Below are 17179 nucleotides of genomic sequence, written 5' to 3' on the forward strand. Positions count from 1 at the left end.
CGCTATCTGCCGAACCCCGGAAGACCTTGGATTGCATACCTCGGGAGTGGTCTGCGAGAGGGCACACGTTCCCGTTTCTGTACCCCGAACAGGAACAGCATTTCTCCTTTGAGTTTGGAAGGGTCGGTCATTCCACCCTGAAAAAGATCAATTATCTTGCGGGTGGCCTTGTTGAATGACCGGTCGTCATCCGAGCGCGTGTCGATTTCAAAGCCGGCATCTGACAACAGGGACCGCAACATATTCAGATCGTGAGACGAAATCGGGCCGTATTCTTGTGTGGAAGACATCGTGTCCTCCTTTCGTTGGGGCCAAGGGATTTCACCTTGAAGCGGTAACGCCCTTTAAAAAAGCTACCGAAGGAACGAGCCTGCGCGTTTTAAGGTTCATTAGCAAGGGAATTCCAATGTGCTAGAACGCAGCCGCCGCTCAATAATGACCAGCGAATGGCTGGTGAACTTCGCTGGGGCTTTCCAAAACCGTATTCGCTTGCGTCTTAAGCTATTCAGGCGCACTGTAAGGCGTCGGTAGCGATGTCACGGGCACTACTGGTTGAGGGTCGGTTACCCTAGCCCCAACGAGAGGAGGACATTATGTCTTCCCACCCCAGTTTTGCAGCCATCTCCCCGGAAGAGATGGAGATGATCCAGTCAGTTTTGAAGAGTGCGGGCTATAACGCCACATTGCTGGGCAATGACCAGCGACAATTCAACACGGCCGCGTTTCTTGTAATGAGACTGTTTCTTGCGGGAGAAACATCTGCCGATGCTCTCGCAGCACAATTGAAACGCCGTCTTGGGAATGCGGACTCACTCACTCAATCCTACCAATCACGGCCTGTCCTTGAGACCATCAGAAGTGTCCCGCGCAACACGATATACGTCCTCAGCTTTTTCAGGAAGGCAAGTGGTCGATCAATTGGGGCTAATAAACAATCCTGAAAGAACGAAGCCGGCACTACAGGCAATCCCGTTGTTAGTCCCTCTCAGGGTCCGAAATCCGCATAGCGAAGAGCAGCGACAGGCAACCGTTGATGATTTCGCGGTTCAGTCAGAGTTATCGCGTCAGGAAAGAGTATACCGGTATGAAAGAAAGAACGACATACAGCGAAGTCACCTTCTCGAATCCGTTTGTAGTTGGGGGACTCGTGGTGCCCCTGGAAGCTGGAACATATCGTCTGGTTGTTGATGAACAGCTTGTTGAAGGCCTTAGTTTCCCTTCGTACCAACCAGTAGCAGTACACCTTGAGATACCCGCAATCTCGGCACAAACAGTCAAGCGCCAGTTTTTGCAGGTGTCCGCTGCTGAGATTGAGGAGGCACTGCAAGAAGACGCCAAATCGCAAGGTGGTGCGTCCAATTAATGATAAAACGTGCTTCAGATGGATGGCGGGTGCGCGGGTCATTTTGTTTCCAACTGGCCTGAAAAGAGACCCGCCGCAGCTCATTTTTTACTTCACCAGCCGCCAGGCCGCGACATCGCGCTTCGATGGCCACATAGGCTGCCATCCGCCGCTCGGTCGTAGTAGGAGTAACAGTTGCCGGGATAGGATCTCGTCGGATAGCCGCCCCCGCAATTGTTGTTGGCGCAAACAGCGACTGCCGTCCCGACCAGCGCGACAGCAACCAAAGCCGCGGCCGCCGCATCTTGGCTCTGAACCATCTGAGGACAATCATAAGCTTGAACGCCGCGCCGATTCAGTTCTTTCAGAATATCTTGCTGAAAGACTGGATCTTGGCTCTGCAAATATGTGCGACAGAGCGTCGGTTTATCGATCGACTTCGGATTGGCGTTAAATGCTTCGCGCGAAGTGGTGCATGCGCTCAAGGCACACGAAATGAACAGGGCGCCAAGCACCCGCAAATATATAATTGTCAAGAAAGCCCCCAATATAGTCCCCGCTAATACAAAACACGCAGAGAGATTGGAGTCGAGTCTACTCAACTAGAATTTTCATTAGGGGAGTTAAAAAAACTCCGGCGGGGAGGGCTTTAATTCGTGCTAACCTTACAGAAGGTGCACGAAGGAATGGGTGGAGGGGAAGATCCGCCCGCGTGGCATATCTGGATGCATTCTCACGCGGCTATCGGAAAACTTCATTTCCATATGACGTGAGATAACGGAAAGGGCTGAAACTTTTCTTTGGATTTACCGCGCCTAAAATATTCGACACAGAGACGCTGGCGCCGGCAAGAATGGTGTTGCCCACTATTGTGGACATGGAAGCGCCGAAGGCGAAGCTGCCGGTTGCGGCCACGCCGGCCGCAAATAGGTTGAAGTCAGCCGTGAGGCTGTAAAGCCGGTGAGCAAAACCTGCCTCGATGGTGACTTCCAATTGCTCCCGAACTCCACGCGCGATCTTTTCAAAAGCGATATGCTGGGCGAGGGGCTTATCTGGAGCTGCTGTCACCGAAAGATAGCATTCATCAATGTAGGCCAACAAGGCGTCGCACTCATCCTTACGCCGCTCTCGGAACTCTAAAATCTCTTCGATCGGAACTTCCTTGTCCGGCACAGGGAGCGCATTAACGAGTTCAAATCGCAGCGCCCGGCCTTTTTCTGGCTCCGGCCCTTCCCAAGCTCCAACCCCAGATGCAACTGCCCAACAGCCTGGGGAGGCTTTCTCCAGCTCTTCAAATGTCTTTGCCCGCGTGTATATCATTATCTGCCCAGCATTGCCGTTTGGGGACTGTACGCGATGGCGTGTAAACACCTCCTGAGATTCTAGATACGATAGCTCAATTCCCAGCTCATTCATGATGATAGACGTTTGTGGATATGCCAGCTTGTCCCAAAACAGGCACCAAAACCGAACAAGGCTAGGGTCGGTTGAGCCGCCAATGTTGATCCCTTGTTGCCCCAAGACCTTTATCTGTGGTGTAACAATAATACCGCGCAAATTTTTATCCTCATCGCTGATCGAGATGGCAGGCCAAGCAAGAAACCCCCGTTTGTTTCGAACGCAATCTCCCCACCTTCGACTCTTCCAACGGCTCAAAAATCATCTGCACATGCTACGGTCAACGTAGCTCTTATTGCCGCTGGCAGTCAGATAATAGCACCCGCCACGAGAACCGGTATGGTACTGCCGGAATACAGAGGGACGTCGGGGCTTGGTGGGCGCGAGGTATCCACCGCCTGAAGCGCGCGCACCGCAGCGTTTGCCGTCTGCCGCGATGCTACCAGGCGTAGGGCAATTGCCACTGCTGTTTACACTCGGAACGGAGATCGCCGCCGCCGCGCTGAAGTTATCCGCCGCAACGGTTGACCCTATCGTGAGCCCACGAGCGAAGAGCTGCACGGTTAGCGCCATAATCGATCTAGTCAGGCCTCGCAAGCCATGGGAAATATTTCTCTAGTCGGTGGGTGAGGCCGCATCCGTCGCCGCGCGATCCCGTCTTCTTCCCCATGAAAAAAGGTCGTGCCAAGGGGTGCCGGGCGTGTGGCTCTCAACAAAACGGATAGGCGCTTCATCGATACGATCAAGTGCTGACCCGAACAGTCGAGCAGAAAATGCTGGGTCGATCCTTGCTGCCTCGCGGCGGTAACCTTCGTACGCCTTTGCAACTGAGGCTTTGAAGGCATAGTCTTCCGCGAGGCGGAACCTATGACCAATCTGCTTTGTCGCTATCCAAGCGAACCATACGGGCCCGGCAATAGAAATCAATGCCAACACGAGAGCGACGTTGAGGCGTTCGGCTGGAACGTTTTGTATCATCAGATCTTGCAGCGCTCGGACGCGGAACGTGCCGACAACCGCGCCAGCTCCAAGAGCTAGGACCAGGCCTGCAACCCAAATTCCCATTGATCTCGATAATTCTTGAGCCCGGGTCTGAAACGCTTCCCCTAGGCCCCTTGTTGTAGCGGCGCTGTAAGCATCCTCGGTATTTTTCAGTAACTGTGCTGCCTCAGCCTCCTTCTGTTTCATCGCCTCCACATAGTCATTGATTTGGTCCAGCGCCGTCTTGGCTATCCCTTCGTTCTTTTCAACCGATGCCCGTAGCTCCAACACCGCTTGACGCGCCTCGCGCAACTCGTCCATGTCAGTCGGCAGGGCCGTTGCGGCGTCATGTGCCGCGTTGATCTCGGCAATCTTGCTGCCAAGCTCACCAAAGTCAGTGTCGAATTTTTTAATTCGACTTTTATATGAGAGAAGTTTCCCGGAAATTTGTTTGGGGAGCTGTCCAGCTTCTATCGATTTTTCCCAGTCGGTATTTTGAACGAACAGCGGGCCAAAGAATGATGAGATGTGGTCCAGCAGCGTTGCATACATGGGTACCGCGAATGACCCATTTCCGGTAAAAAATTGCGGCAGTGTGTTCGCCTTGAATTCGGCTATCTTATTTAGGGTCGGCTGCGGATCAAATTTCGAACTTAATCTGTTGTGGTCGCACCCGTCCAAGCGAGCGGCGAGCGCAGTAGCCATATTTGCCAAGTCGTGCCGATTGAGAGCAGGATGGTTCCAACCATACACCGAAACGAGCGTCCGATCGTCCGCACTCAAGGCTCTGATGCTCGCATCGATATCCCGTAACGCCGCGCTGATTTTGCTGATCCGCTCATCCATGACCTATCCCCCTTTTTGTGGCGAACGGGAATATAGTAGACGCGGGTAAATTTCTGGTTGAATTTAGTTCAGTGATAGACAGTCGGGCGCCGCATTTTATTTACTCGGATCCGACGAAGTGATCTTCTGGTGGGCGCTGCGGAACAAAGATGCCCGTGGGCTTTGGCGGCAGATTGTCGTTGCTGCCGCCGGTAAGATCGATCCCGCGAAGGTGGCGCATATCATTTCCGCTCGGCGTCCGGTTTCCACCCTCTCGTGAATCCCTTGCCCATCGCTGCGGTCGCCAATGCGAGCTGCATCCGCAAATGCTGGATGTCTTCCATCAGGGTTTCTATCGCAGCGCGGCTATCGCCATCGTGCCATGCAATGATGTGATCCACCGGATCGGCTTCCGGTTCTCGTCTCTCTGGGCGCACGTTCTCATTCTCCGGTTCAAGAGTTCAAATCGTCCCTGATTTTACGAAAGGCACACGCCGCCGTGCCAAGCAATGTTCTAATTATGTTCTGGTTTGGGATAGAGTCAAGCAAGGGCATAAAGATTCATTGGATGACTGCTCACCGCCCTACAACAGAAGGATCTAACAATGCCAGACCGGGATTTCCCGCCGGTGAAGATTACAGAAATGATCACTCACGATGAGCTCATTGAACGTTGCCCTTGGCTGACCGCTCAGATCGTGAACAAGTGGCGCCGTACTGGAGCTATTCGCTTCTTCGGTGGCAAGAACGGAATGATCGTGTATGCGATCAGTGACATTGAGCGAGCTATTACGGAAACGCTAAACGCGTCACTTGAAATTTATAGAGGACCACCACGTTCACCCAGCGCGTCTCGTGACCACGCTTCTGCCGTCTCCCGCGAGATGAGCGAAGCCGATAAGATTAGAGAAGAAATGTGGCTGCGGGAGCTCAACGAGCGGAAGTTCCCCGCGCACAAAAGTCCCAGCCACAAACCCAGCAAATGAACGTTATCGCTTCTTTTTACCCTTCTCCAGCCGATCAAGAAGTTTCTCTGTATCGCTCTCGGTCCAGCCCGGTTTTGAAGATGAGGTGGCGCCCTTAGGCCGAGGTTTCGCCGCCGCAATCAAAATCTCTATGTCCTCCGGCATAAAGAACATAGCTTTGCCGATGATCCGACAAGCGCCAACCTTTCTGGCAAATTCACGCAGCGTGCGTTCAGAGAGATGAACGCCTCTCTCCTGCATTTTCGCGACCACGCTCGCTGGTGTTATTGCATCTGAAAAATCTGCCACCTGTGTTCCTCTGGGTTAAAGCTAGTCGTCCCAATAGCTCATCTTTGGTGGCGGATCGCCTTCTGGATCGTGGAGTGGATCAGGATTTGCGAAGAGCTGCTTGGCCTCTAAAGACGCCTGAATTGTCTGGACACTCGTTTGCTCCTCAAGCCGCATCAGCCGCTCATCAGCCCACTTAAGCATGCGCCGGTAGTCCGCCGGAAGCTCTTCACAATCGGGGACGTTGGCAATTGTATAACGCAAATCGTCCGCTTCACGGCGGGCATCGGCGATACCTTGCAAAAAGGCAAGACGGTCACTTTCACGCTTTGTGCGCTGCTCCGCCATTTTTCGCCGTGACGCCATGTAAGCTCGGCGCGCAGCTGCTTGGCGAGTACTTTCTTCGCGCTCCATCTCGGCAACATGATTTAAGCGAAAACTCTCGACCATCTTTTCCAGGTGGTCTTCGATAGGTTTGGCATCAGTATCTATCCATTCCCGTTTCACCCCTTCCACGTGTCCATAAATCTGGAGCTTGATCCGACCAATGTGAACGTAGGAAAAGTGCTTCCAACCTGATCTTGAAACCTCGGTAATCCGTTTTCTCGGAGCCTCGATCCGGAAATTTACCGTTGTACCGTCCTTTGAAAAGCCTATTCGGCTACTTTCGCCGTCGAACGTGAATCCGAAATAACTGAGCTCCTGCGTTAAAGCGCTCAACAGTGCCCCCACTCGGGTGACGTCTTTCGGTGGGACCTTGACGTACTTGTGGTAAACGAACCCGTCTCTGTCGGCTTCACAAGTCCTGAGTGCCGATACGAACGATTGGACGTCAGACTGCAGCTTGCTAGCCGTCTTCTTTCCAACCCGTTCTTTTTCAACAGGCAAAGTCTCGGGGGCGTGAGTGATCGAAGGACCAAGAAGAGGGGCCTGATTCAAGACAAGCGACATTCGCTCATTTTCGATCTCAATCTCCCGTTTGGCAGTCTCCAGAACCTCCAAGAGATATGCGCTTGGCCGACGCGGTTGTCCGCTACCTATTCGAACGTGATGAAGCGCAGTGTTTTCGACCGGCCGCAGCGGCGTTCTCTTAACGGTTTGGCCTGCTTCAACTCTCGCCCAATATCCTCTCGATGGAACGGGAACGAGATGTCTCTGGCACGTCTTTGCCAAACCTCGATCTGATAGGCCGTATGTCTCTGCCAGCTTCTGCATAGGCGTCGACCATACCAGAGCGTAAAGCTCCTCGCGGCTCATTGAGCGTTTCGGTTCTTCCATGAGCGCCTCCATTCCGGACGAGAAGCCATAAGGCCCCCTCACCCTCTGTACGCCATCGGGAAGTAGCCATTTTGACAATCCAACAAGTTGGAGATTGATGGATAGGATGCGCGCGCTCCGAATTAGCCAGGTTCGATGAACCTTGAGGCCACTATGTAAAAAGGCCCTGCGATTTCTCGCAAGGCCTTGATATTAAAGCAATTCGGATGGTGGGCGTGACAGGGATTGAACCTGTGACCCCTACGATGTCAACGTAGTGCTCTCCCGCTGAGCTACACGCCCTCCGTGGCGGCGGATAGACCACAAAACCGGTTCATGCGTCAACTGCTTTTTTTCGGTTTTGTGAAGGTTTTTTGAGAGGCCTTACGCCACAAGGAGTTTGTTGACCTCATCCACCAGATCGCGCAGATGGAACGGCTTGGAAAGCACCTTGGCGTCCTTCGGAGCCTTCGAATCGGCATTCAGCGCAACGGCTGCAAAGCCGGTAATGAACATGACTTTCAGGTCCGGGTCGAGTTCGGTCGCGCGCCGCGCAAGCTCTATGCCGTCCATTTCCGGCATGACGATATCGGTCAGCAGAAGCGAAAAGGGCTCTTCGCGAAGCCGGTCATAGGCGCTGGCGCCATTGTCGAAGGAAGAAACCTTGTAACCGGCTTTTTCCAGCGCCTTGACGAGGAAGCGGCGCATATCGTTGTCGTCTTCAGCGAGAAGAATTTTCTGATTCATCATAAGTGACCGTAACTACTCAATGTTTGGAATACCCTAGCCCGATTATAGGATTTTCACGGTAAATATCCTGTGAACGCGTGAATCGGTATAGCGCTGATTGGGCGATAGTATGGACTTGCCGCGCCGTAACTGGCAACATGAACATCCTGATAGTTTTACGACATGGTAAATGACCCTGAATGGACTGGATAACGGGTGAATATGAGCTGTTCGAAGTAACGGAACCTGCCGTTCAAACCCTGCCATTCGTCTATAATTCCCCCCATAGCGGCCGCTGCTACCCGATTTCCTTCCTGGAGTCGGCAAGGCTCGATTCGCATGAGATCCGCCGCTCCGAAGATCACTTCGTCGACGAGCTGTTCGCGGCGGCACCGGAGATCGGCGCGCCGCTTCTCAAAGCGAATTTCCCGCGCGCCTATCTGGACGTCAATCGCGAGCCCTACGAGCTCGATCCCCGCATGTTCGAAGGCACGCTTCCGCCTTATGCCAATATCGGCTCCATGCGGGTCGCCGGCGGTCTGGGAACGGTGCCGCGCATCGTCGCCGAGAATATGGATATCTATGCTCACCGCCTGCCGGTCGACGAGGCGCTTTCGCGGATCGAGACGATCTACAAGCCCTATCATGCCTGCCTGCGCCGCCTGCTGTCTCGCACCCACGCCAATTTCGGAATGGCGGTGCTGATCGATTGCCATTCCATGCCGGGCAATATCCGCGTTGCCGGCTCGAATCTCAGGCCGGATGTAATCATCGGCGATCGCTACGGCACCAGCGCATCCCAGGAAGTCTCCCGCGCCGCGCTGCATTTTCTTGAGGAACTGGGTTTCGTCGCGGTCTGCAACAAACCCTATGCCGGCGGCTTCATCACCGAACATTATGGCCGGCCCATCCGCTCTCTCCATGCGCTGCAGATCGAGGTCAACCGGGCGCTTTACGTGGACGAAAAGACGCTTTTGAAAAAAGCCGATTTTCCCGCCATTCAGGCGTCGCTTGAAATCTTCATGCGCCAGCTTGGCGCCTTCGTTTCCGAATACGCGATAGAAACGTCGCTCGCTGCCGAATAGCAGCTCGAATCATCCGCTATATCAATCTTTTATCCCGGATCGTCTGGCGGCCCGCCGGACAAAAAAAACCGCGCCTTGGCGCGGTCAAGTCTAGGGAGGAAACACCCAAGGAGGGTATTTACAGTCAAAGACTGTAGGATCACGCTACGCAGTAATTGCACAATTGTCAATCATTTTATTTTATGCATATTTTTTAGGCTTATGCTGAAAATATGGAAACACCGGCGCCGTCATTCGTATGAGTGGACGGCGGATACGATTCCGGTCTATGCATTGCCCCAATAGAATTCAGACCCAATATTCAGGCAATGAGGTTTCGCATGCTGCCCGACCGGGATTTCTTCTTCAAACTTGCCGATGCCGCCAGCGCCGAAACGCTTCCCCGCTTCCGCACGGGCATTGCCGTCGCCAACAAACAGGATGGCGGCTACGATCCGGTGACGGAAGGCGATCAGGCAGCAGAAACAGCCATTCGCGCCCTGATCGAGGCCCGTTTTCCGCAGCATGGCATTCTGGGCGAAGAACACGGCAATATCGGTCTCGACCGCGAGCATATCTGGGTCATCGACCCGATCGATGGCACCCGCGCCTTCATTTCAGGCGTGCCGGTCTGGGGCACGTTAATCGGCTTCCAGTCAGCCGGCCGCGCCACCATGGGCATCATGGAACAGCCCTTCACCAAAGAGCGTTATTTCGCCGATGGCGAGGCGGCGTGGTATTTCGGACCGGATGGCGAGCGGAAAATCCGCACGCGCGACTGTGCTTCGCTATCGGACGCCGTGCTGTTCACCACGAGCCCCCACATCTTCACCGCGGAGGAGAAGACCCTATACGAAAAAGTGCAGGATCAGGTCCGCCTTTTCCGCTACGGCGTGGATTGTTACGCCTATTGCCTGCTTGCGGCCGGCCACGTCGATCTGGTGATCGAATCCGGCCTGAAGCCCTATGATGTCGGCGCGTTGATCCCTGTCATCGAACAGGCCGGCGGCATCATGACCACCTGGGATGGCGGGCGTCCGGAAAATGGCGGCCGCATTCTCGCAGCCGGCTCAAAGACGGTGCACGAACAGGCGCTCGCCATTCTCTCAAAACTCTGAGGCAGCCCGCTTAAGCGGCCATCACTCCGGCGCAAAAAAGGCGTCGATGGCCGCCAGCGCCTGTTTGCGGAAAACGTCGCGCTCATGCAGCAATTCGTGGCGCGCACCGGTGATAGGAAGAAGCTGTGCTGCCCGGAAATTGCGTGAGAGTTCTTCCTGCGCCTTATAGGGCGTGATGGTATCGAGCATCGGCGCCAGAATGAGGGTTGGAATGGTGATATTCGTCAGATGGTCCTGACGGACCACCCGTCCCATGGTCTTCAGCGCCTCATAGACCCAGCGCGCCGTCGGCGCACCGATGAAAAGTTCCGGAAACTGCCTGTGCAGCGAAAGATTTCTTTTAAAACGTCTGGCGTCCGAGGTGAGCGGATTACCGTCGAAATCCCGCTCCCGCTGATCCTTGCCGAGCTGCACCCGCCCAAGGCCAACGAGACTTAGAGCCGTCGCCACCGCCCGAATGACGGAAGAGGGGACGGATTGCTGACTGTCCAGCTCGATGAAGGGCGAACAAAGCGCGAGACGGTCGATCCGGTTCGACAGGCCGGGCGCGGCGGCAAGCGCTGCAAGCGCGCCGGTGGAATGCGCGATCATGAAGAATGGCAGCCGCGTATCCGGCAACACCACCTGTTCGAGAAAAAGGCCGATATCACGCTGATAGTCGGAGAACCGCCGCACATGCCCGGCACCCGGTTTTTTCAGCAACCTTTCGGAACCGCCCTGCCCGCGCGTATCGAAGGTCGCAACCCAGAAACCCATGGCGGTGAGATCGCCGACCGTTTCGAAATATTTCTCGATACATTCGTTCCTGCCATGCAGCAGAACCACGGTTCCGCGAGCCACCTGGCGGCTGGCGCGAAAGATCGCATAGCGAAGCTGTTTGCCGCGATCGCCGGTAAAATATCCGACGGTATGGTTGCCGGGAACCGGGTTGTCTTCGCTCTCGCGCAATGTGGCTTCGATCATCGGTCTTTTCCGGCTTTTCTGCCTTTTCGGGATAGGTCGGCGGCGCGGGAAGGTCAAAGAAAAAATTGCCGGAACCGTCGGTTAAAGCAGTCGCGGTTCCGGCGAATAAGACAGAAGAAGAAGGGACGTTATTGCTTCTGTCCACGGAGAATGTCTCCGATGACCGATGTTTTATGGCTCTCAAACTGAACGATGCCGGAACCTGACGTTCAGCCATGGTTCATGTTGCTTTCGCCTTTTCACGCCCCCTTGACGCGGCGGCAGGCCATTCCCATCTCATTCATGCGGTCGCCAGAACGGGACCGCGCCACATGTCCGGCCGTCGCCAGAACGGGACGCCGGGCTTAACCGCAAACAGTCGCTTCTTAAGGAGGACACCATGCGTCACGTTGATTTTTCCCCTCTCTATCGTTCCACCGTCGGCTTCGACCGTCTTTTCTCGATGCTTGACGGCCTCGGCCAGCCCGAGCAGGCCCAGTCCTATCCGCCCTACAATATCGAGCGGACCGGCGAAAACAGCTATCGCATCACCATGGCCGTTGCCGGTTTCGATGAGAACGAACTCAGCATCGAATCCCGCGCCAATGCGCTGACCGTGAAAGCCGAGAAATCCGCGGATGAGAAATCCACGGAAGGCGAGTTTCTCTATCGCGGTATCGCCACGCGCGCTTTCGAACGCCGCTTCCAGCTTGCCGACCATGTCGAGGTCCAGACCGCTTCCCTGAAGAACGGCCTGCTCCACATCGATCTCGTCCGCAATATTCCGGAAGCCATGAAACCGCGCCGCATCGCGATCTCGTCCGACAGCGCCGATGCGCCGAAGACCATCGAAGCCCAGATTTCGCCGGCTCAGGTCAACTAAGCTTTCCTTACATGCAAAACGAACGGCCCCTTCATGGGGCCGTTTTATTTGCGGAGAACTCTCGCGTCAGCGGCTGGAAGCGGCTGCACCTTCCGTGGCAACCGGTTCCGGCATCGCCGCTTTTTCATGGGCCTTGCGCGCGTAACGCTGGGCCAGAACCGCGCAGACCATCAACTGAATCTGGTGGAAAAGCATGATAGGCAGGACGATTGCGCCGATGCTCTGGCCGGCGAAGATGGCGCCCGCCATGGGCACGCCGCTGGCGAGGCTCTTTTTCGAGCCGCAGAAGGTGATGGTGATTTCATCAGCCTTGTCGAAACCCAGCAAACGGCTGCCGAACATTGTCACGCACAGGACAAGCGCCAGCAGCAGGATATTGATGACGATGACCACGCCGATATCCCTGAGCGAAAACGTGTGCCAGATGCCTTCGATGACCGCATCGGAAAAAGCCAGATAAACGACCATCAGGATGGAGCCGCGATCGACCGGAGCCAGCAATTTCTTGCGCGCCCTGATCCAGTCGCCGATCCACGGCTGCAGCACCTGACCGACGATGAAGGGCAGAAGCAGCTGCAGGAAGATTTGCAGGAACGCATCCAGCGAAAATCCACCGCCATGCCCCCCCACCGTAAACAGCAGGCCGACCAGCAGCGGGGTCAGGAACATGCCGAAAATATTCGAAGCGGAGGCCGAACAGATCGCAGCCGGCACGTTTCCGCCCGCCATGGAGGTGAAGGCAATGGAGGACTGCACGGTGGATGGCAGGACGCAGAGGAACAACACACCCATATAAAGCGGCGCAGGCAGAATATTCTCGGGAATGAAGCCAATCGCCACGCCGAGCAGCGGGAACAGGCCGAAGGTGACGAGAAGGATCGCCAGATGCAGGCGCCAATGCAGGATACCGGCAATCACCACATCCCGGGAAAGCCGCGCGCCGTGGAGGAAGAACAGCAAAGCGATCGCGAGTTTTGTCGCCAGTCCGAAATACTCAGCCGGCTCACCGCTGATCGGCAAAATGGAGGCCAAAATCACGGTGGCGACCAGCATCATGGTGAAGCGATCAGGTAGGAAGCGGGTCATGGGAGATCTTTCCGGCGTCGGTTTTGCTTGAAACGCGCGCTACTATCGCTCATCATGAATTCCGATGCAAAGATTAACAGTTATCGCGATTCAGGATAATGCTGAACCTTCAACATCTTGCGAGCTTCGTGATGCTTCAGCAGACCGGCAGCTTCACGTTGGCGGCCGAACGGCTGGGGATTGGCCAGTCCACCGTCAGCCAGCATATTCAAAGGCTTGAGGCCGCACTTGGGCGCCGGCTGATTGCCCGCAGCACCCATCAGGTGAAACTGACGGGTGAAGGTGAGGCGCTGCTGGGTTATGCCCGCAATATGCTGGAAATCGACAGCAAGGTGTCGTCGCTGTTCAGCGAGAACCGTCTGCGCGGGCGGTTGAGGCTTGGCGTTTCGGAAGATTTCGTCGCCAGCCGGCTGACCGCCATTCTGGAAGAGTTCATCCGCCTTTATCCCCTCGTAGATCTGGAACTGACGGTTTCGCTGAGCGGCGTGCTATACCAGATGCAGGACAACGGCGAACTGGATGTGGTGCTCGCCAAACGCCGTCTCGGCGACAAGCTCGGGCACTTTCTCTACCGCGAACCGCTCGTGTGGCTGGCGCGCGACCCGGAGCGGATGCTGAACCAGCCGGATGCCCTGCCGCTGATTGCCTTTCCGCCACCGAGCATCACCCGAAAAGCGGCGCAGGAGGCGCTCGACCGGGCCGGTCTCGCCTGGCGGATCGTCTGCACCTGCGGCAGTCTCAGCGGGCTGACCGCCGCAGCAAGGGCGGGCATGGGAATTCTGGTGCAGCCGCGCAGCATGGCGCCGGCAGGCCTGAAGGAGATTGCCGCAGGCGTGCTACCGCCGCTGGAGGACGTGGAATTCGTGCTTCAACCGAGCAAGGGAGCGGATGCGAAGCTGGTGCGCGCCCTTTCCGATCTCGTTTCCAGCAAGAGCATCGCACCCGGCAGTTTCGTATAGCCTGTTCAATTCTCCCGTCGCGACAGGCAGCGGCCGACACTGTCGCGCCAGCCCACAATGGCGTCTTTCCGTTCGGCCTCTTCCATTGCGGGGCTGAAACGGCGGTCACGCCGCCAATGTTCAGCAAAGGCCTTGCGGTCCGGCCAGATGCCGGCGCGCGAGGCGGCAAGCCAGGCTGCCCCGAGAATGGTCGTTTCCAGGAAGACCGGCCGGTCGACCGGTGCGGCGAGAATATCCGCCAGCCGCTGCATGGTCCAATCGGAAGCGACCATGCCGCCATCGACCCGGAGCACCGTCTTGCCATTGTCACCCGCCCAGTCCTTGCGCATGGCGTCCAGCAGGTCGAAGGTCTGATAGGCGACGCTTTCCAGCGCCGCGCGGGCGAATTCCGCCGGACCGGTGCCACGCGTCAGCCCGAAAATCGCGCCACGCGCCTCCGCGTCCCAATAGGGTGCGCCAAGGCCGGTGAAGGCCGGAACCAGATAGACACGCTGATTGGCGTCAGCCTTTTCCGCAAGCGCGCTGACCTCGGAAGCGACCGAGATGAAACCGAGCTCATCGCGCAGCCATTGCACGGCGGCACCGGCAATGAAAATGGAGCCTTCCAGCGCATAGGTGGTGACGCCGTCGAGACGGTAAGCGATGGTCGTCAGCAGCCGGTTGGTGGAGGCGACGCGATCCGTGCCGGTATTGAGCAGTGCAAAGCAGCCCGTGCCGTAGGTGGATTTCATCATGCCCGGCTCGAAGCAGGCATTGCCGATCACCGCTGCCTGCTGATCGCCGGCGACGCCAAGGATCGGAATTTCCGCGCCCAGCAGCGACTTGTCGGTCACGCCGAAATCGGCGGCGCAATCCAGCACCTCCGGCAGCATGGCGCGGGGAATGTCGAGGATCGACAGGAGTTCATCGTCCCATGTATTTTCCTCGATATTGTAGATCAGCGTTCGCGAGGCATTGGTGGCGTCGGTTACATGGCGGCGGCCGCCGGTGAGACGGTAGATCAGGAAACTATCGACCGTGCCAAAGCAGATTTCGCCCTTCACGGCTTTTTCGCGAAGGCCGCTGACACTATCGAGAAGCCATTTCAGCTTCGTGCCGGAAAAATAGGGATCGAGCAGCAGACCGGTCTTTTTCGAAAAAAGCGGCTCCAGCCCCCTTCTTTTCAGATCCTCGCAGATGGGGGCGGCGCGGCGATCCTGCCAGACCACGGCCCGGTGCACGGCCTCGCCCGTGTTCCGGTCCCACAGCACCGTCGTTTCGCGCTGGTTGGTAATGCCGATCGCCTCGATATCGGAGGCGGCGATGCCGGCATCGGCGAGCGCCAGGCGGATGGTTTCGAGCACGCTTTTCCAGATATCCTCTGCATCGTGTTCGACCCAGCCGGAGGCCGGAAAATGTTGCGGAAATTCTCGCTGTCCGACACCGATGACCCGCATGTCGCGATCAAAGACCATCGACCGTGTCGATGTCGTTCCCTGATCGATCGCCAGAATATAACCGCCCATCATTCCACTCCCTTTCAGACGCAATGACCGGGGCGGCAAGCCGCCCCGGTTTCAGATTTTACGCAGACATTACTTCTGCCAGCTTTTGACCAGTTCGTCGTAATTGACGGTGACCGGCTTTTCCTTTTCGTTGGCGATCTTCAGCTGCGGCGCCAGATTGCCCTTCGAAACGGCATCCTTGTTCCAGTATTCGATATCGTGCTCTTCCGCCAGTTTCGGGCCGATATCGCCCTGCACGCCGGCGCGTTCCAGACGGCTCATGACCTTTTCCTGCTCGGCGCAGAGAGAGTCCATCGCGGCTTGCGCGGTTTTCGCGCCGGACGAAGCATCGCCGATCGCCTGCCACCACAGCTGCGCCAGTTTCGGATAGTCCGGAACGTTGGTGCCGGTCGGCGACCACTGCACGCGGGCCGGCGAACGATAGAACTCGATGAGACCGCCGAGTTTGGACGCCCGATCCGTGAAGCTCTTATGGTGGATGGTGGTGTCGCGAATGAAGGTCAGGCCCACATGGCTCTTCTTCACATCCACGGTCTTGGAGGTCACGAACTGCGCGTAGAGCCACGCGGCCTTGGCGCGGTCGTCGGGGGTGGATTTCATCAGCGTCCACGAACCCACATCCTGATAACCGAGCTTCATGCCGTCCTTCCAGTAGACGCCGTGCGGCGAAGGTGCGACGCGCCATTTCGGCGAACCGTCCTCGTTCACGACAGGCAGGCCGGGCTTGGCCATATCGGCGGTAAACGCCGTGTACCAGAAGATCTGCTGTGCGATATTGCCCTGCGCCGGCACCGGACCGGATTCGGAGAAGGTCATGCCCTGCGCTTCCGGCGGCGCATATTTCTTCAGCCATTCGAGATATTTCTCGATGGAATAGACCGAAGCCGGACCGTTGGTATCGCCGCCGCGCGCCACGCAGGAGCCGACCGGCTGCGACTTGTCGTTGACCTTGATGCCCCATTCATCCACCGGCAGACCATTCGGCAAGCCCTTGTCGCCGTTGCCGGCCATGGAGAGCCAGGCATCGGTGAAGCGCCAGCCGAGCGAGGGGTCCTTCTTGCCGTAATCCATATGGCCGAAGACCTTCTTGCCGTCGACATCGCGGCCGGTGAAGAATTCGGCAATATCCTCATAGGCCGACCAGTTGACCGGCACGCCGAGGTCATAACCATATTTGGCCTTGAAATCGGCCTTGTTCTTTTCGTTGTTGAACCAGTCGTAACGGAACCAGTAGAGGTTCGCGAACTGCTGGTCGGGAAGCTGGTAGAGCTTCTTGTCCGGCGCCGTCGTAAAGGCGCTGCCGATGAAGTCCTTGAGGTCGAGGCCGGGATTCGTGACGTCCTTGCCTTCATTGGCCATGAAGTCGGTCAGGTTGCGCACCTGCTGATAACGCCAATGCGTGCCGATAAGGTCGCTGTCGTTGACCCAGCCGTCATAAAGGTTCTGGCCGGTCTGCATCTGGGTCTGGATTTTTTCGACGACGTCACCTTCCTGGATCAGGTCGTGCGTGACCTTGATGCCGGTAATGGCGGTGAAGGCCGGAGCCAGAACCTTAGATTCATATTCATGGGTCGTCAGAGATTCGGAAACGACCTTGATTTCCATGCCCGCGAAGGGTTTCGCGGCATCGACAAACCATTGCAGCTCCTTTTCCTGATCGCCACGCGAAAGCGACGAGAGATCGCCGATTTCCTTGTCCAGAAACTGCTTTGCTTCCTCCATTCCGGCGAAAGCGGAACCCGTCATTGCCAGCAGCATGGCCGCCGTCGTCGTCATCAGATGCCGTCGCATATCAGTCCTCCCAGGGGTTTGCGATTGCATGAAGTCTGCGGGTGCG

At 56.6% G+C, this 17179-nt stretch carries 19 protein-coding genes and 1 tRNA gene; 7 read left to right on the plus strand and 13 right to left on the minus strand.

Annotated features, from left to right (window positions below):
* Nucleotides 1–2: 2 nt before the first annotated feature.
* The gene (locus tag CFBP4996_RS19820; protein ID WP_034499648.1) at nt 3–290 is read right to left on the minus strand and encodes a hypothetical protein; all 288 of its coding nucleotides are present in this window, start codon (nt 288–290) and stop codon (nt 3–5) included.
* Nucleotides 291–593: 303 nt separating this feature from the next.
* Between CFBP4996_RS19820 and CFBP4996_RS19825 the strand changes: the two genes are divergently transcribed.
* A complete protein-coding gene (locus tag CFBP4996_RS19825; protein WP_080854091.1) occupies nt 594–941 on the plus strand; it encodes a hypothetical protein in 348 nt (115 codons plus the stop codon).
* A 143-nt stretch (nt 942–1084) separates the two neighbouring features.
* Nucleotides 1085–1363: a hypothetical protein gene (locus tag CFBP4996_RS19830; RefSeq protein WP_080854849.1), complete on the plus strand. Its 279-nt coding sequence runs from the start codon at nt 1085–1087 to the stop codon at nt 1361–1363.
* Nucleotides 1364–1455: 92 nt separating this feature from the next.
* Here the strand turns inward: CFBP4996_RS19830 and CFBP4996_RS19835 are convergent, their stop codons facing one another.
* The 4 genes from CFBP4996_RS19835 to CFBP4996_RS19850 all read right to left on the minus strand — a co-directional run bounded on the left by CFBP4996_RS19835 (nt 1456) and on the right by CFBP4996_RS19850 (nt 4983).
* Nucleotides 1456–1878, minus strand: coding sequence for a hypothetical protein (locus CFBP4996_RS19835; protein ID WP_233283574.1), 423 nt, complete (start codon nt 1876–1878; stop codon nt 1456–1458).
* A gap of 205 nt (nt 1879–2083) precedes the next feature.
* Entirely contained in the window at nt 2084–2899 is an 816-nt protein-coding gene (locus CFBP4996_RS19840; protein ID WP_080854090.1) for a DUF6236 family protein, read from the minus strand.
* A 456-nt stretch (nt 2900–3355) separates the two neighbouring features.
* Complete coding sequence (locus tag CFBP4996_RS19845) at nt 3356–4567, minus strand: hypothetical protein (protein ID WP_080854089.1); 1212 nt, start codon at nt 4565–4567, stop codon at nt 3356–3358.
* A 221-nt stretch (nt 4568–4788) separates the two neighbouring features.
* The gene (locus tag CFBP4996_RS19850) at nt 4789–4983 is read right to left on the minus strand and encodes a dehydrogenase (protein ID WP_080854088.1); all 195 of its coding nucleotides are present in this window, start codon (nt 4981–4983) and stop codon (nt 4789–4791) included.
* A 168-nt stretch (nt 4984–5151) separates the two neighbouring features.
* On the opposite strand from CFBP4996_RS19850, the gene CFBP4996_RS19855 reads away from it, so the two are divergent.
* The gene (locus CFBP4996_RS19855; RefSeq protein WP_205529284.1) at nt 5152–5532 is read left to right on the plus strand and encodes a hypothetical protein; all 381 of its coding nucleotides are present in this window, start codon (nt 5152–5154) and stop codon (nt 5530–5532) included.
* A gap of 3 nt (nt 5533–5535) precedes the next feature.
* Here the strand turns inward: CFBP4996_RS19855 and CFBP4996_RS19860 are convergent, their stop codons facing one another.
* From CFBP4996_RS19860 to cpdR, 4 genes are all read right to left on the minus strand, one after another.
* Entirely contained in the window at nt 5536–5820 is a 285-nt protein-coding gene (locus tag CFBP4996_RS19860) for a hypothetical protein (RefSeq protein ID WP_080854087.1), read from the minus strand.
* A gap of 21 nt (nt 5821–5841) precedes the next feature.
* Entirely contained in the window at nt 5842–7077 is a 1236-nt protein-coding gene (locus tag CFBP4996_RS19865) for a hypothetical protein (RefSeq protein ID WP_137396275.1), read from the minus strand.
* Between the two features lie 207 nt (nt 7078–7284).
* A tRNA-Val gene (locus CFBP4996_RS19870) sits at nt 7285–7359 on the minus strand.
* Nucleotides 7360–7440: 81 nt separating this feature from the next.
* The gene (gene cpdR, locus CFBP4996_RS19875; RefSeq protein ID WP_003497910.1) at nt 7441–7803 is read right to left on the minus strand and encodes a cell cycle two-component system response regulator CpdR; all 363 of its coding nucleotides are present in this window, start codon (nt 7801–7803) and stop codon (nt 7441–7443) included.
* Nucleotides 7804–7985: 182 nt separating this feature from the next.
* Between cpdR and CFBP4996_RS19880 the strand changes: the two genes are divergently transcribed.
* Nucleotides 7986–8870: an N-formylglutamate amidohydrolase gene (locus tag CFBP4996_RS19880; protein ID WP_003519728.1), complete on the plus strand. Its 885-nt coding sequence runs from the start codon at nt 7986–7988 to the stop codon at nt 8868–8870.
* A gap of 320 nt (nt 8871–9190) precedes the next feature.
* Complete coding sequence (gene hisN / locus CFBP4996_RS19885; protein ID WP_080854085.1) at nt 9191–9967, plus strand: histidinol-phosphatase; 777 nt, start codon at nt 9191–9193, stop codon at nt 9965–9967.
* A gap of 21 nt (nt 9968–9988) precedes the next feature.
* Here hisN and CFBP4996_RS19890 read toward each other — a convergent pair whose 3' ends face one another.
* The gene (locus tag CFBP4996_RS19890; protein ID WP_080854084.1) at nt 9989–10930 is read right to left on the minus strand and encodes an alpha/beta fold hydrolase; all 942 of its coding nucleotides are present in this window, start codon (nt 10928–10930) and stop codon (nt 9989–9991) included.
* 379 nt (nt 10931–11309) lie between these two features.
* On the opposite strand from CFBP4996_RS19890, the gene hspL reads away from it, so the two are divergent.
* Complete coding sequence (hspL, locus tag CFBP4996_RS19895) at nt 11310–11792, plus strand: heat shock protein HspL (RefSeq protein WP_080854083.1); 483 nt, start codon at nt 11310–11312, stop codon at nt 11790–11792.
* A 66-nt stretch (nt 11793–11858) separates the two neighbouring features.
* Here the strand turns inward: hspL and CFBP4996_RS19900 are convergent, their stop codons facing one another.
* The gene (locus CFBP4996_RS19900; RefSeq protein ID WP_031233554.1) at nt 11859–12878 is read right to left on the minus strand and encodes a bile acid:sodium symporter family protein; all 1020 of its coding nucleotides are present in this window, start codon (nt 12876–12878) and stop codon (nt 11859–11861) included.
* Between the two features lie 98 nt (nt 12879–12976).
* Between CFBP4996_RS19900 and CFBP4996_RS19905 the strand changes: the two genes are divergently transcribed.
* A complete protein-coding gene (locus tag CFBP4996_RS19905; protein ID WP_003519733.1) occupies nt 12977–13837 on the plus strand; it encodes a LysR family transcriptional regulator in 861 nt (286 codons plus the stop codon).
* 5 nt (nt 13838–13842) lie between these two features.
* Here CFBP4996_RS19905 and glpK read toward each other — a convergent pair whose 3' ends face one another.
* Nucleotides 13843–15342, minus strand: a complete 1500-nt coding sequence (gene glpK / locus CFBP4996_RS19910) for a glycerol kinase GlpK (protein WP_080854847.1) — start codon at nt 15340–15342, stop codon at nt 13843–13845.
* 69 nt (nt 15343–15411) lie between these two features.
* A complete protein-coding gene (locus CFBP4996_RS19915) occupies nt 15412–17133 on the minus strand; it encodes an ABC transporter substrate-binding protein (RefSeq protein ID WP_003519735.1) in 1722 nt (573 codons plus the stop codon).
* Nucleotides 17134–17179: the final 46 nt, after the last annotated feature.

The sequence above is a fragment of the Agrobacterium leguminum genome (assembly GCF_005144435.2).
Classification (GTDB): domain Bacteria; phylum Pseudomonadota; class Alphaproteobacteria; order Rhizobiales; family Rhizobiaceae; genus Agrobacterium; species Agrobacterium leguminum.

Bases quoted from the DNA above. Each gene is read 5' to 3' on its own strand.
- CFBP4996_RS19900 (WP_031233554.1), bottom strand. From the start codon at position 12,878: ATGACCCGCTTCCTACCTGATCGCTTCACCATGATGCTGGTCGCCACC.
- CFBP4996_RS19825 (WP_080854091.1), top strand. From the start codon at position 594: ATGTCTTCCCACCCCAGTTTTGCAGCCATCTCCCCGGAAGAGATGGAG.
- CFBP4996_RS19845 (WP_080854089.1), bottom strand. From the start codon at position 4,567: ATGGATGAGCGGATCAGCAAAATCAGCGCGGCGTTACGGGATATCGAT.
- CFBP4996_RS19905 (WP_003519733.1), top strand. From the start codon at position 12,977: ATGCTGAACCTTCAACATCTTGCGAGCTTCGTGATGCTTCAGCAGACC.
- hisN (WP_080854085.1), top strand. From the start codon at position 9,191: ATGCTGCCCGACCGGGATTTCTTCTTCAAACTTGCCGATGCCGCCAGC.
- hspL (WP_080854083.1), top strand. From the start codon at position 11,310: ATGCGTCACGTTGATTTTTCCCCTCTCTATCGTTCCACCGTCGGCTTC.
- CFBP4996_RS19880 (WP_003519728.1), top strand. From the start codon at position 7,986: ATGGACTGGATAACGGGTGAATATGAGCTGTTCGAAGTAACGGAACCT.
- CFBP4996_RS19915 (WP_003519735.1), bottom strand. From the start codon at position 17,133: ATGCGACGGCATCTGATGACGACGACGGCGGCCATGCTGCTGGCAATG.
- cpdR (WP_003497910.1), bottom strand. From the start codon at position 7,803: ATGAATCAGAAAATTCTTCTCGCTGAAGACGACAACGATATGCGCCGC.
- CFBP4996_RS19855 (WP_205529284.1), top strand. From the start codon at position 5,152: ATGCCAGACCGGGATTTCCCGCCGGTGAAGATTACAGAAATGATCACT.
- CFBP4996_RS19865 (WP_137396275.1), bottom strand. From the start codon at position 7,077: ATGGAAGAACCGAAACGCTCAATGAGCCGCGAGGAGCTTTACGCTCTG.
- CFBP4996_RS19830 (WP_080854849.1), top strand. From the start codon at position 1,085: ATGAAAGAAAGAACGACATACAGCGAAGTCACCTTCTCGAATCCGTTT.
- CFBP4996_RS19820 (WP_034499648.1), bottom strand. From the start codon at position 290: ATGTCTTCCACACAAGAATACGGCCCGATTTCGTCTCACGATCTGAAT.
- glpK (WP_080854847.1), bottom strand. From the start codon at position 15,342: ATGGGCGGTTATATTCTGGCGATCGATCAGGGAACGACATCGACACGG.
- CFBP4996_RS19890 (WP_080854084.1), bottom strand. From the start codon at position 10,930: ATGATCGAAGCCACATTGCGCGAGAGCGAAGACAACCCGGTTCCCGGC.